The sequence below is a fragment of the Bacteroides sp. D22 genome (assembly GCF_000163675.1).
Classification (GTDB): Bacteria; Bacteroidota; Bacteroidia; order Bacteroidales; family Bacteroidaceae; genus Bacteroides; species Bacteroides xylanisolvens.
Window position 1 is genome coordinate 1 of the sequence record NZ_GG774816.1, and the last position, 14,320, is coordinate 14,320.

A 14,320-nucleotide genomic window follows, 5' to 3' on the forward strand; every position below is an offset into this window, starting at 1 on the left:
ACTTTTACGCCCAAAAGGAGAGGACTTCAAATGCATTTGTCGGGCCAGTTCCGAGAAAGGGAACAGAGAATGGAGGCGACCTAATTCACTCGTTGCAAAACTTTGACGATATTTTTTAAGCATATCGAACTCGGTAAAACCTAAACAAGGTTCGATTTCTGAGATTTTTTGTATCTTTACCATGTGTTTTTATTTTTAATTACCCCCGTTTTGGCCGTCAAACCGTTTTTTGGGGGGAATGCTTAAAGATACAAAAAAGGCAACTAACTCGCAATGAATTAGTTGCCTTAAATTTTATTATTTTAGGAATATCCCGAGGGTAATCACGTTAAAAGAGAGTTTCGATACATCTCCTTACTATCAAATTCTTACATGAAGAACTATTTGGTCACCTTGTAAGTTCCACTTCCATACTCCTTTGACTTCATCTCTCCGGGAAGGGTTACGGTAGCGGTAACACCCTTAGGAATGGTGAATTCCCAAATCCAGGTATCTCCTTCGTATTTCCAGGCACTCTTGATGAGTCCGGCGGCGGAACGGTATTCGGCAGTCACGTGTCCTAACCGCTTGTCTGGAATGGGCTTCATAATGATATGTTTGAAGCCGGGGGTGGCAGGATCGGCTGCGATGCCGGCAACGGTTTCCCAAATCCATTCACATACGCATCCATAGGCATAATGATTGAAGCTGTTCATGCCGCGCGGTCCCATTCCTTTGTCTATCATATAGCTGTTCCACCGTTCCCAGATGGTGGTGGCTCCATTGTCCACAGAATACAGCCAGCTTGGGTTCTTACGTTGAAAGAGGAGTTCATAGGCAATGTCTTCCATGCCATTCTCCGTGAGGGTGGCCATGAGAATGGATGTGCCCAAGAATCCGGTCTGCAAGCAAAGATCGTGCTGTGCGAAGTTTTCACGCAGGCGGTCTATCATCTTCGCTTTGGCTTCGCCTTCCACAAGCTGGTTCTTTAGGGCAAATAAGGCAGGAGTTTGCATGGTGTTGAGGATGGCGGTTTTGAAGGTGCCGTCCTCGTTGAGGAAGTTCTCTTTGATGTATGCCTTTGCCGAATCGGCCATTTGCTGGTACTTGGCGGCATCGCGACCAGTGGCGGCAGCCATATCCCGCATCATGAAAGCATCTATCACCCAGTAAGAAGCGCTCAAATAGTTCCAATAGCTGACGGCATCAGGAAGCGGGCCTTGGGGAGAGAAAGCGAGTCCGCTACAACTTTCCAGTGGTTCGTAGCTCAACCAGTCGGCCCATTGGTAGTTGCCGTTCTCACCGCAGAGAGTCTCGTGATTATACTTGGTGTCGTTGATGTGGTTCATAAACAGGTCCATGGCGTTCCAGCTCTCTTCAATAATTTGCGTGTCACCGAATTGCTTCCATACCGTCCAGGGCACAATGATTCCGGCATCGGCCCAACCCAAACGCATTTTCTCATCACCGTATTGTGCCAAGGGAGCCACTCCGGGGAATCCACCCAAACTGTTTTGAGTGTCGCGCATGTCACGCATCCACTTATGGAAAAACTTCATGGTGTTAGCAAAGAACGTACCGGTTTCTGCAAACACTTGTGTGTCTGCTGTCCAGCCCAGACGCTCGTCACGCTGCGGACAGTCGGTGGGTATAGACAGGTAGTTGGATAGCTGTCCCCAATAAGTGTTGGAGATGAGCTTGTTCACAAGGTCGTTGCCTGTGGTGATAGTGCCGGTCTCCAGTTCCTTTGCGATGGAAGTAACGGGGATGGACTTCAACGACTTGATGGCAACATTCCCGGTGGCAGTTATGGAGACATAGCGGTAACCGAAGAAGGTGCAGTGAGGATAATAGGCCACATAGTTATCTCCGCCAGCAAAGGTGTAATCCAGACGGATACCGGTGTGGGGGATGCGCAGGTTTTCGCGATGGCAGCTTCCTTCCGGACCGTCCATCCCACGAATCTTGGCGCCGTTGCCGTCATTGAGCAGCTCTGCAGGAAGGCAGGTCAGCACCGTTCCCTCGGCAGCTTTGAATACGAAAGAGGGTATGCCGGCGCAATTTTGCCCGAAATCCACCACTAACGTCTCTCCCGGACTTACGGTTATCTCCTTGCCCGATGCGAACTCACGGGCGATAATCACCTTACCGAACTCGTTCTCTTTCGCTCCTTCTATATTCTTCCAAATATATGCTCTGATAGGAGCAAGAGCAAGATCTGTACGCAGATAGACTTCCGCTCCGTCCGAAGGCAGAATGTCGCCAGAAAATTCGGTGTTCTCTTCGGGTATGGAGAGTTTATCCACACATTCGAAGCCCATCGGTTCGCGTGCATCGTACTCTTCTCCGTCAAAGATACCGGCATGTTTCACCGGACCGGCAATTCCGGCTTTCCAGTTTTCGAGGTCGGTACCGTAACGCTTCTTACTTCCGTCAGAAAAAGTTAGTTCCAGTACACCACGGAAGGCACATTTCTTGCCTATCATGCCGTCATATCCTCCGGGAGTTATGATTTTGTCACCCCACCATCCCGGCGTTACCTGTACGGAAAGCATGTTCTCGGCGTTTAGCTTGGTACGGATGATGTCTGTAATATCATAAGTGAAAGAACGTTTGGTCTTGGCATAGTGTGTGAAGCCCGGTTTCAGAAATTCCTCGCCTACGGGTTTCCCATTCACATACAACTCGTAAACTCCCAGTCCAGCGGTCATCCACTTGGCGGAGACAATTTTCTGTTCATTTTTCACGGTGGACACGAACCAACTCGCGCCATCGGCTGCGCGATCGTCGTTATGTCCTTTCACTACAGGAGCGTCTACTGCGGAAATCCATTTGGATTCGTTCCAGGCTGATGCTTCCAATGCGTCAGTACGTTTTCCGACTTCGGTTGCGTTTATCAGTCCGCTATTCGAGAAAAGCGCGAGAATCATTATCGGGATAAGATTCGCAAAACAATGAAGATTCATTTTCATACTTATATGTATTTTTAGTATTAAAAGATTAACTTGGAAATGCTGTTTTAGTTTTACAGGGCTTGCACAACAAAATTACAGAATTATATGATATGACAGACGATTTCTGCATTTTTTTTGACTCAATGATGGTTTCTATTCAATCCGGAGAACTGACTCATAAGTCCGAACTGATTGAACAGACAGCAGGAGCTTTTTACGTTGAATGATCGATTATCGGGCAAAACAATGACATATTGTAAAATAATATAATCAATACACTCATTCAGTATATTGTAGAAATTATTTATTAAAGAAGAAAAGAAGATGCCGGTTATTCATTGCAATCATTCTTTCTTCTTTACACGAAAGCCTCGAAATCGAATAAACTCTATTCAAGTTTTTAATAAATAACAAAGAGGTTTATTATAAACGGTATCCAAGTTTATTATAAACTCTTTTTTGACACTTTCAATACCTAAAATAGAATTATTGCAACAAAAATGGGCAAGAACCTTCACAGTTTCTTGCCCATTCGTTATCCTCGTTATGCAATTCGCATATTAACCTATTGAACTTTATGTAATAAAATTTATATATTTCATTGTTATTTCTTTATTATTATTGACCTCAAATATACAAAATAAAAAGAAGAAAGTCAATAGGGAAAGCGTGGTTATCTGAAAATAAACACGTAAATTTGTGCCTCGAATTAGAAATAACAGTATAAATCACTATAAATAAAAACTTTATCACTATGGAGTACAATTTCAGAGAAATTGAAAAGAAGTGGCAGAAAAGGTGGGTAGAAGAGAAAACCTACCAAGTTACGGAAGATGATTCGAAGCAAAAATTTTATGTACTAAACATGTTTCCTTACCCATCAGGAGCTGGTCTACACGTAGGTCATCCGCTGGGATACATTGCTTCGGATATTTACGCCCGTTACAAACGACTGCAGGGCTTCAATGTACTCAACCCGATGGGATATGACGCTTACGGTCTGCCGGCAGAACAGTATGCCATCCAAACCGGACAGCATCCCGCCATCACTACCGTCAACAATATCAACCGCTACCGCGAGCAGTTGGACAAAATAGGTTTCTCTTTCGACTGGAACCGTGAAATCCGTACTTGCGACCCGGAATATTATCATTGGACCCAATGGGTCTTCCAAAAAATGTTCAACAGCTATTATTGTAACGACGAACAGGAAGCCCGTCCTATCGAAGAACTGGAAAAAGCCTTCGCCATCTACGGAAACGAAGGACTCAATGCCGCTTGCAGCGAAGATATCAGCTTTACTGCCGAAGAGTGGAACGCCAAAAGCGAAAAAGAAAAGCAGGAAATCCTGATGAACTATCGTATCGCTTATCTGGGTGAAACAATGGTAAACTGGTGTGCCGAATTAGGAACTGTACTGGCTAACGACGAGGTAGTAGACGGAGTCAGCGAACGTGGCGGTTTTCCTGTTATCCAGAAGAAAATGCGCCAATGGTGTCTGCGTGTATCCGCTTACGCACAACGCTTGCTTGATGGATTGGACACGATCGAATGGACAGATTCTCTGAAAGAAACCCAAAGAAACTGGATCGGACGTTCGGAAGGTGCTGAAGTGCAATTCAAAGTAAAAGACAGTGACCTCGAATTCACTATTTTCACCACTCGTGCAGATACCATGTTCGGTGTTACCTTTATGGTATTGGCTCCGGAAAGTGAATTGGTGGCACAGTTAACGACTCCTGAACAAAAAGCAGAAGTAGACGCCTACCTCGATCGTACCAAAAAACGTACGGAACGCGAACGTATTGCCGACCGTAGTGTTACCGGTGTGTTCAGTGGTTCGTATGCTATCAATCCGTTCACAGGTGAAGCAGTGCCTGTATGGATCAGCGATTACGTACTGGCCGGATACGGAACAGGAGCTATTATGGCTGTACCTGCTCATGATAGCCGCGACTATGCATTTGCCAAACATTTCGGATTGGAAATCCGTCCGTTGGTAGAAGGTTGTGATGTTAGCGAAGAAAGTTTCGATGCAAAAGAAGGCATTGTTTGCAACTCTCCGCGTCTTGATGTCACTCCTTACTGTGATCTTTCATTGAACGGACTGACCATCAAAGAAGCGATAGAAACAACCAAGAAATATGTAAAAGAGCACAATCTGGGCCGTGTGAAAGTGAACTACCGTCTGCGTGACGCTATTTTCTCTCGCCAACGTTACTGGGGTGAGCCGTTCCCTGTTTACTACAAAGACGGAATGCCCTATATGATTGACGAAGCCAGCCTGCCGCTGGAACTTCCGGAAGTCGCTAAATTCCTGCCTACCGAAACAGGTGAGCCTCCATTAGGACACGCAACTAAATGGGCTTGGGATACAGTAAACAAATGTGTCGTAGAAAATGAGAAGATTGACCATGTAACCGTCTTCCCGCTGGAACTGAACACCATGCCGGGATTCGCCGGTTCTTCGGCTTATTATCTCCGCTACATGGACCCGCATAATCATCAGGCATTAGTTGATCCGAAAATTGACCAGTACTGGAAAAATGTAGACCTATATGTAGGTGGTACCGAACATGCAACAGGGCACTTGATTTATTCTCGTTTTTGGAATAAATTCCTGTATGACATGGGTGTGTCTGTAATGGAAGAACCCTTCCAAAAGTTAGTAAACCAAGGAATGATTCAAGGCCGCAGCAACTTTGTATATCGTATCAAAGACACCAATACTTTCGTTTCACTGAACCTGAAAGATCAGTACGAAGTTACCCCTATTCACGTAGACGTAAATATCGTATCTAATGATATTTTGGATTTGGAAGCATTCAAAGCATGGCGTCCTGAATATAAAACAGCCGAATTTATCCTCGAAGACGGAAAATATGTCTGCGGATGGGCAGTTGAAAAGATGAGTAAATCTATGTTCAATGTAGTCAATCCGGATATGATTGTTGAGAAATACGGTGCAGATACACTTCGTATGTATGAAATGTTCCTCGGCCCGGTAGAACAGTCTAAACCGTGGGATACAAACGGAATCGACGGTGTACACCGTTTTATCCGTAAATTCTGGTCGTTGTTCTACAGCCGTACGGACGAATATCTGGTAACGGACGAACCTGCAACAAAAGAAGAATTGAAGAGCCTTCATAAATTAATCAAGAAGGTGACTGGTGATATTGAACAGTTCTCTTACAATACATCTATCAGCGCATTCATGATTTGTGTAAACGAACTCTTCAACCTGAAATGCAGCAAAAAAGAGATTCTGGAACAGCTCGTTATCACTCTCGCTCCTTTCGCTCCGCATGTCTGCGAAGAGTTGTGGGATGTATTGGGACACGAAACTTCCGTATGCGACGCCCAATGGCCTGCATACAACGAAGAATATCTGAAAGAAGATACTATCAACTATACCATCTCTTTCAACGGAAAGGCACGTTTCAATATGGAATTTGCAGCAGATGAAGCTTCGGACGCTATCCAAGCCGCAGTATTGGCAGACGAACGTTCACAGAAGTGGATTGATGGCAAGACTCCGAAAAAGATCATTGTCGTTCCGAAAAAGATTGTAAACGTTGTAATTTAAAGTATTAAGTATAAAACAATAAGTATTAAGTAATAAGTATTATCCGTAGTCGTTTTCCAAATATATCCGTCAGGTTAATACTTATTACCTAATACTTGAACTTAAAATCCATGCATAAACTGACAAAAGCGGAAATAATGAGAGAAGTGAAAGATTACATCTATATCACTCTCGGATTGATAAGCTATTCTTTGGGATGGGCTGCATTCCTGTTACCTTATCAGATAACTACCGGAGGAACTACCGGTATCGGAGCTATTATCTATTATGCAACAGGATTTCCAATTCAGTGGTCATACTTTATTATCAATGCAGTTCTGATGACGTTTGCCATCCGGATATTGGGTCCGAAATTCAGTATAAAAACGACTTATGCTATTTTTACGCTGACTTTTCTGCTTTGGTTATTCCAGTTAGTGGTGAACAATTACGTAGAAGCACCGGATATGACGCCGGACGGTAAGCCGCTATTGCTCGGTACAGGACAGGATTTTATGGCCTGTATTATTGGTGCAGCCATGTGCGGTGTAGGCCTCGGTATCACTTTCAACTACAATGGAAGTACGGGTGGAACAGATATTATCGCAGCCATCGTCAATAAATACAAAGATGTATCGCTTGGACGAATGATTATGATTTGTGATGTATTCATTATCAGTTCCTGTTACTTTATATTTCATGATTGGCGCCGGGTTATTTTCGGTTTTGTCACCCTATTTATTATTGGTGTTGTGCTCGACTGGATTATCAACAGTGCCCGTCAATCGGTTCAATTTTTCATCTTCTCCAAGAAATATGATGAAATAGCCGACCGTATCATTAAAGACGCCGACCGGGGAGTAACGGTACTCGACGGTACGGGATGGTACAGTAAAACCAATGTGAAAGTGTTGGTAGTACTTGCCAAGAAACGTCAGTCACTCGAAATTTTCCGTTTGGTAAAACGCATTGATCCGAATGCTTTTATCTCTCAAAGTTCCGTTATCGGTGTGTATGGCGAAGGATTCGATAAGCTGAAAGTGAAATAATAACCGGTTGATAAGTAGTGAACAACCCTGTTAAAACAAAAAATAAGATGATGAAACGCAAACTTGTATTTGCTACCAATAATGCTCATAAACTGGAAGAAGTGGCCGCTATCCTGGGAGATCAAGTAGAATTATTAAGTCTCAATGATATCGGTTGCCAAGCGGATATTCCCGAAACTGCTGAAACACTGGAAGGAAATGCGTTATTAAAATCTTCCTATATCTACAAAAACTATCATCTGGATTGTTTTGCCGATGATACGGGATTGGAAGTGGAAGCCTTGAACGGAGCTCCCGGAGTCTATTCCGCCCGCTATGCAGGAGGTGAAGGACACGACGCCCAGGCAAATATGCTCAAACTTCTTCACGAACTGGACGGAAAAGAAAACCGTAAAGCACAATTCCGCACCGCTATTTCGTTGATACTGGACGGAAAGGAGTATCTCTTTGAAGGAGTGATAAAAGGCGAAATAATCAAAGAAAAACGTGGTGATTCCGGATTTGGCTACGATCCTGTATTCATGCCTGAAGGTTACGACCGGACTTTTGCCGAATTGGGAAATGATATAAAAAACCAAATCAGCCATCGCGCACTGGCTGTACAGAAACTTTGTGAGTTTCTGCAAAGCTGATTATACATACCCACTTAAAATATAAAACACAATGAAGAAAATTACTTTATTTACTTTACTTACGCTCCTATTGTGTACTTCGTGTGTAACAAAAAAGAAGTTCATGCTTGCAGAGATGGCAGCCACCGCAAGCAAAGACAGTCTGCAAGGGTTGTTGAATAACTCCCGCGAAGTTGGTAACCAGCTATCGGCACAAGTCAAAAACCTCTTGCGTGATACGACCAAGATGGGGAACAGTATCCGCCAATATCAGAGTATGTTGAATGTCAACATGACTGAACAGGAAAAACTGAATGCGCTGTTGAGCCAGAAGAAAAATGAGCTGAACGAAAGAGAACGCACGATCAATGAATTGCAGGACATGATTAAGGCACAGAATGATAAGGTACAAAATCTCTTGAGTAATGTAAAAGATGCATTACTTGGTTTTAGTACTGACGAGCTGACCGTTCGCGAAAAAGACGGAAAAGTATATGTAGCGATGTCCGACAAATTATTATTCCAGTCAGGAAGTGCCCGCCTAGATAAACGTGGAGAGGAAGCTCTCGGCAAACTGGCCGAAGTATTGAACAAACAGACGGACATCGACGTATTTATCGAAGGACATACGGACAACAAACCGATCAATACTGTACAATTCAAAGATAACTGGGATTTGAGTGTGATCCGTGCCACTTCCGTAGTTCGTATCCTCATCAAGAATTACAATGTAAATCCTTTACAGATTCAGCCTAGCGGCCGCGGTGAATATATGCCTATTGATGACAACGAAACAATAGAAGGAAGAAGCAAGAATCGCCGTACGGAGATTATCATGGCTCCGAAGTTGGATAAGTTGTTCCAGATGCTTCAAAGTTCGGAAGAATCCAAATAAAAAATAATTGATTCAATAATCAACAATAAAAAATCCTCTCGGTTAATAAACTGGGAGGATTTTTTTATCTTTAAAGAATTGAATTATTTTAAAACAGTTTCTAACTGTTATTCATTCAAGAACAATAATAAAAACCAAATTTCTTTATAATCCCAACTTAGCCGAAATCTCCAACATCCGCTGAATCGGCTTCACTGCCTTCTTAGCCACCTCCGGATCTACCGTTATTTCCGGTGCTTCATTCTTCAAACACTCATAGAGCTTCTCTAACGTATTCAACCGCATGAAGCTACACTCATTACATCCACATGTACTATCGTTCGGAGGAGCAGGAATAAACGTCGTCTGCGGACACTTCTTCTGCATCTCATGCAGGATACCTGATTCGGTAGCCACAATATACGTGTTTTCCGGATGATTTACTGCATACTTCAACAATGCTGCCGTAGACCCTACCACATCCGCCAGTTTCAAAACCGTACTCTTACATTCGGGATGTGCCAAGACTAACGCTTTCGGATGCTGCGCTTTCAATTCCACAATCTTTTCAACAGAGAATTGTTCATGCACATGACAAGCTCCGTCCCAAAGAAGCATATTCCTGTTCGTAACTGAGTTGATATAATTACCCAAATTCCTATCCGGACCAAAGATTATTTTCTCATCTTTGGGGAAGCTTTCCACAATTTGCTTCGCATTGGTGGAAGTCACCACCACATCTGTCACTGCTTTCACGGCAGCTGTCGTGTTGACGTACGAAATAACGGTGTATCCCGGGTGTTCTTTGACAAACTGTGCAAACTGATCCGCCGGACAACTGTCCGCCAACGAACAACCTGCCATCATGTCGGGCACCAATACTTTCTTGTCCGGACAAAGCACCTTTGCCGTTTCCCCCATAAAGTGAACGCCACACATCACAATAATGTCCGCTTCCGTCTTGGCTGCCCATTGAGCCAATGCCAAACTGTCGCCAACGTAATCAGCGATGTCTTGTATTTCCCCCTTCTGGTAGTAGTGGCCCAGAATGATTGCATTCTTTTCTTTCTTTAGCTCATTAATAGCCTTTATGAGTTCATTCATAATAATATTCTTATTTCTTTCCTTTTAAAAAAAATCCTTTGTTAGTGATGATAGCCTGTTAATAATGTTAGCAAATAAATACGATTTTTCTTGCCGGATAAGTTATTAGTCCATACTTCTGCTTTATGAGTCGGTTATGAACTGATATAAAGGGCAAGATATCCTATCCTACTTGCTTCATTATCAATGAAAGCATCGTTAAATGCCGTCAAATGGAAGTTTGCTATTAACTCCCTGTTGATAAAGTGCAAAGTTAAAAACTTTATGGATATAAACAGGCAGATAAGTGCTGAAAAATATGTTTATGTCTGTGTAGAAAGTTTTGGGTTAGTTTTTTGGAATGTTCATAATGAAGGTCTCTTATATCTTCTTTTGAATAATGCAAGAATTATTTTTCAAAATCTTTGCCGATAGTTTTGACAGGTTTTAAACCGTTATCAACACCTTGTTAACTGAAAAGAATTACCTTTGTGGACAAGAACATAATAAAAGAAAAGACGTATGCGTAAACTGAAAATAACAGAGCTGAACCGTATCAGTGCCGAAGAGTTTAAACAGGTTGAAAAACTGCCTCTGGTGGTAGTGCTGGATGATATTCGTAGTTTGCATAATATAGGTTCTGTGTTCCGTACTTCGGATGCTTTCCGTATTGAATGTATCTATCTGTGTGGTATAACAGCTACCCCACCGCACCCTGAAATGCATAAGACTGCGCTGGGTGCAGAGTTCACTGTCGACTGGAAGTATGTTAATAACGCTGTTGATGCTGTTGATAACCTCAAAAATGAAGGGTATATCGTTTATTCTGTAGAGCAGGCGGAAGGAAGCATCATGCTTGATGAACTCCAACTGGATAAAACCAAGAAGTACGCTATCGTTATGGGAAACGAAGTGAAAGGGGTACAGCAGGAGGTTATTAACCATTCGGATGGCTGTATAGAGATTCCTCAATATGGTACAAAACATTCGTTGAATGTTTCTGTAACTACTGGTATTGTGATTTGGGATTTGTTCAAAAAGTTACACTAATAGTCATAATACAGGATTGGTTAATAAGTTGTTTATAACGAGTTAATAGCTTAGTTAATTCATTTATAATCAATAACTATGTTCTGTTTATAACTATATGGAGCCATGTTGATTCTATGGGTGTTGGGTAGTTATTATTATAGTTGTTGATAGTTCGTTTTCAGGCTGTTGATACTTGAGTTGTCAGGTATTAACAGCCTATATGATACATATTAATAGCTGGGAACTCAAGTATTAACTTCTGAGAAACCGGAAATTAATACCTTACAGGAAGTTTGTTAATTCTTGAAATGATAACTAGTATGGTTGAGTAGTGATCAATTAGTTTATAAAGTTGATAAACTTATAAGCTGATTGATTTTAGATCTGTCCGTTCTCCACCATCAACACTACACGTTCCGTTAGTTTGTCTTCACCTTGCGGATCATATTCTTTTTTTAAACTGGCTCCGAACAATGCAGCAAAAGTCTGATAGAATCCCGCTTTGAAAGGTCCCATAAATGCTTTCACCAGTTCATAACTGGTAGAATTGCTTTGGCGGTCTATTAATTTAATCAACAGTTTCCCCTGTGCAAACGATAGTTTTTTCATTCGGGGAGTATATTGATCTTTCAATCCTTTTTCAACCCGTTTGATATGTTTTTGGCGGGCTTTCTCATTGGGTAAAGTCTGAAGATATTCGTAAGTTTCAATGATGGCCTGGTTAATTTCTCTGGAGATAGGATATACCTTTTTCACATTGCGGATCAGTCGGTAATATTCCTGGCGTTCCTTTTCATTTTTGAATTTCAACGGACGGAAAATATACACAGTTCTTAACTGGACACATGGAATGGTATCTCCGTTGTAGATACACATCGGAACCAAATATCCATTGATGCTTTGTTTATCTTGAGCTTGCAGGCGCAACGAACAACAAACAATAGCAAACAGCGTCATTACTACTATGTTAAGCCTTTTTTTCACGATACAAAAATAGAATTAAAATTTTATTATTCAGACATTTCTCTTCGATGTTAACCTATTTAAAGTATCTTTGCGGCCTTATCTGTTAAAAAGCAGGAAGAATAAACCATTTTATTGATGAAAACTATTCAACTTTTACGGTTGATAAGTATTATAAACAGCCTGTTAATAATTCCTGCTTGTAGTGCTCAAAACCTTTCTGAAAGTCTTTTAGAAGATGTTCTTGAAGATTTATCTGTTAATAACGGAACTGATAACTCTGTTAATACTCCTAATTGGGAAAATGAATTGGAAGAACTTTCCAATCGTCTGCAGGAACCAGTTAATTTGAATGTTGCTACCCGTGAACAACTCGAACAGTTTCCTTTCCTTAGTGATATTCAGATTGAACATCTGCTGGCCTACATCTATATACACGGACAGATGAAAACCATCTATGAACTTCAACTGGTAGAAGAGATGGATAGGCAAACAATCCAGTATTTACTACCTTTTGTCTGTATAAAAGCTATTAACAATGAACCTGCTTTTCGGTGGAAAAGTCTGTTGAAAAGCGCAGCAAAGTATGGAAAGAATGAGCTGTTAACTCGCTTTGATATACCATTTTATAGGCGAAAAGGTTATGAACATACCTATTTAGGACCTTCTGTTTATAACTCTGTGAAATACAGTTTCCGATACAGTGACCGACTCTATGCAGGAGTCGTTGCTGAAAAAGATGCCGGAGAACCTTTTGGAGCTTTACACAATCGCTACGGCTACGATTATTATTCCTTTTATCTGTTATTAAAAAATTGTGGACGATTAAAAGCATTAGCTGTTGGTAACTATCGGCTTAGTTTCGGACAAGGATTAGTGATTAGCACTGATTATCTGATGGGAAAAACAATCTACGCCTCTTCTTTCAACAGCCGTAGTAGCGGGATAAAGAAACATTCTTCTACCGACGAATACAACTATTTCCGAGGAGTAGCTGCCACTGTTTCTTTAGCAAAAGATTGGGATATTTCCGGTTTCTATTCACACCGTTCATTAGATGGAGTAATCACAGACGGAGCAATCACCTCTATCTATAAAACCGGGCTACATCGAAGTCAAAAGGAAGCAGATAAAAAGAACCTGTTCACCATGCAATTAACAGGTGGAAACGTGAGTTATCAACACAACCGTATCCGACTGGGTATCACCGGTATTTACTACCTTTTCAACCGACCTTATGAACCGGAATTAACAGGCTATTCCAAATACAATCTTCATGGAAACAACTTCTATAATCTGGGAATAGAGTATGCTTATCGCTGGCATCGTTTTTCTTTTCAAGGAGAGACGGCCATAGGAAAACAAGGTTGGGCCTCTTTGAACCGTTTGCAGTATTCACCGGTTCAAAACACTCAAATCATGTTGATACACCGGTTTTATTCTTATAACTATTGGGCCATGTTTGCCCATTCTTTTGGTGAAGGAAGTACGACACAAAATGAACAGGGATATTATATCGGCATGGAGACTTCTCCTTTTGCCTATTGGAAATTCTTCGCCTCATTCGATTTATTTTCTTTTCCGTGGAAAAAATACAGAGTAAATAAACCCTCTCGCGGAACAGACGGATTGCTTCAAGCCACTTTCACTCCACGCAGCCATCTATCCATGTATCTGAAGTACCGCTATAAACGCAAAGAACGGGATTGGACAGGTAGTAAAGGATCACTAACACTTCCTATTTTTCACCATCAACTTCGTTATCGTTTGAACTATTCTTTAGGAGATGTGTTAAGCAGTCGTACAACTTTAGATTATAATCATTTTCATTCTCAGGACAGAGCTGCTAATATAGGATATCAGGTTACACAAATGATATCCTCCCAACTGCCTTGGGCCAGGCTGTTTGCTGACGTTCAGGGCAGTTACTTTTTTACAGACGATTATGATTCGCGTGTATATGCTTCGGAAAGCGGATTGCTTTATATGTTTTACACACCGTCCTTCCAAGGTTGTGGATTTCGCTGCTCCGTTCGTTTCAGATATGAACTGAATAAGCACTGGTTGTTCATAACCAAGTTTGGCGAAACAGTCTATTTAGACCGGAATGAGATCGGTTCGGGCAATGATTTGATCTGTGGAAATAAAAAAGCAGATGTACAAATGCAACTGCGTATTAAGTTTTAATGTATATTTGTCTGCCAGAA

The 14,320-nt window shown here is 41.8% G+C and carries 9 protein-coding genes and 1 pseudogene; 6 read left to right on the plus strand and 4 right to left on the minus strand.

Annotated elements, in window-relative coordinates:
• Together HMPREF0106_RS06350 and HMPREF0106_RS06345 are read right to left on the minus strand one after the other, a co-directional pair.
• Nucleotides 1–183: pseudogene (locus tag HMPREF0106_RS06350) on the minus strand (DDE transposase); the annotation flags it as partial.
• A 197-nt stretch (nucleotides 184–380) separates the two neighbouring features.
• A complete protein-coding gene (locus HMPREF0106_RS06345; RefSeq protein WP_009040663.1) occupies nucleotides 381–2,951 on the minus strand; it encodes a family 78 glycoside hydrolase catalytic domain in 2,571 nt (856 codons plus the stop codon).
• 736 nt (nucleotides 2,952–3,687) lie between these two features.
• Between HMPREF0106_RS06345 and leuS the strand changes: the two genes are divergently transcribed.
• The 4 genes from leuS to HMPREF0106_RS06325 all read left to right on the plus strand — a co-directional run bounded on the left by leuS (nucleotide 3,688) and on the right by HMPREF0106_RS06325 (nucleotide 9,056).
• Entirely contained in the window at nucleotides 3,688–6,522 is a 2,835-nt protein-coding gene (gene leuS, locus HMPREF0106_RS06340; protein WP_009040664.1) for a leucine--tRNA ligase, read from the plus strand.
• Between the two features lie 110 nt (nucleotides 6,523–6,632).
• Nucleotides 6,633–7,550 carry a YitT family protein gene (locus HMPREF0106_RS06335; protein WP_008775348.1) on the plus strand — a complete coding sequence of 306 codons (918 nt, stop codon included), beginning with the start codon at nucleotides 6,633–6,635 and terminating at the stop codon, nucleotides 7,548–7,550.
• 50 nt (nucleotides 7,551–7,600) lie between these two features.
• A complete protein-coding gene (locus HMPREF0106_RS06330) occupies nucleotides 7,601–8,182 on the plus strand; it encodes a non-canonical purine NTP diphosphatase (RefSeq protein WP_008775349.1) in 582 nt (193 codons plus the stop codon).
• A 31-nt stretch (nucleotides 8,183–8,213) separates the two neighbouring features.
• The gene (locus tag HMPREF0106_RS06325) at nucleotides 8,214–9,056 is read left to right on the plus strand and encodes a flagellar motor protein MotB (protein ID WP_008775350.1); all 843 of its coding nucleotides are present in this window, start codon (nucleotides 8,214–8,216) and stop codon (nucleotides 9,054–9,056) included.
• Between the two features lie 144 nt (nucleotides 9,057–9,200).
• Here HMPREF0106_RS06325 and nadA read toward each other — a convergent pair whose 3' ends face one another.
• A complete protein-coding gene (gene nadA, locus HMPREF0106_RS06320; RefSeq protein WP_009040665.1) occupies nucleotides 9,201–10,139 on the minus strand; it encodes a quinolinate synthase NadA in 939 nt (312 codons plus the stop codon).
• 501 nt (nucleotides 10,140–10,640) lie between these two features.
• On the opposite strand from nadA, the gene HMPREF0106_RS06310 reads away from it, so the two are divergent.
• On the plus strand, nucleotides 10,641–11,168 hold the full coding sequence (locus tag HMPREF0106_RS06310; RefSeq protein ID WP_004298728.1) for an RNA methyltransferase: 528 nt from the start codon (nucleotides 10,641–10,643) through the stop codon (nucleotides 11,166–11,168).
• Between the two features lie 360 nt (nucleotides 11,169–11,528).
• Here HMPREF0106_RS06310 and HMPREF0106_RS06305 read toward each other — a convergent pair whose 3' ends face one another.
• Nucleotides 11,529–12,107 carry a DUF4294 domain-containing protein gene (locus HMPREF0106_RS06305; RefSeq protein WP_004308443.1) on the minus strand — a complete coding sequence of 193 codons (579 nt, stop codon included), beginning with the start codon at nucleotides 12,105–12,107 and terminating at the stop codon, nucleotides 11,529–11,531.
• 144 nt (nucleotides 12,108–12,251) lie between these two features.
• Here HMPREF0106_RS06305 and HMPREF0106_RS06300 point away from each other — a divergent pair, with 144 nt between their 5' ends.
• Nucleotides 12,252–14,300, plus strand: a complete 2,049-nt coding sequence (locus HMPREF0106_RS06300; protein ID WP_009040667.1) for a helix-hairpin-helix domain-containing protein — start codon at nucleotides 12,252–12,254, stop codon at nucleotides 14,298–14,300.
• The last annotated feature ends 20 nt before the right edge of the window (nucleotides 14,301–14,320 follow it).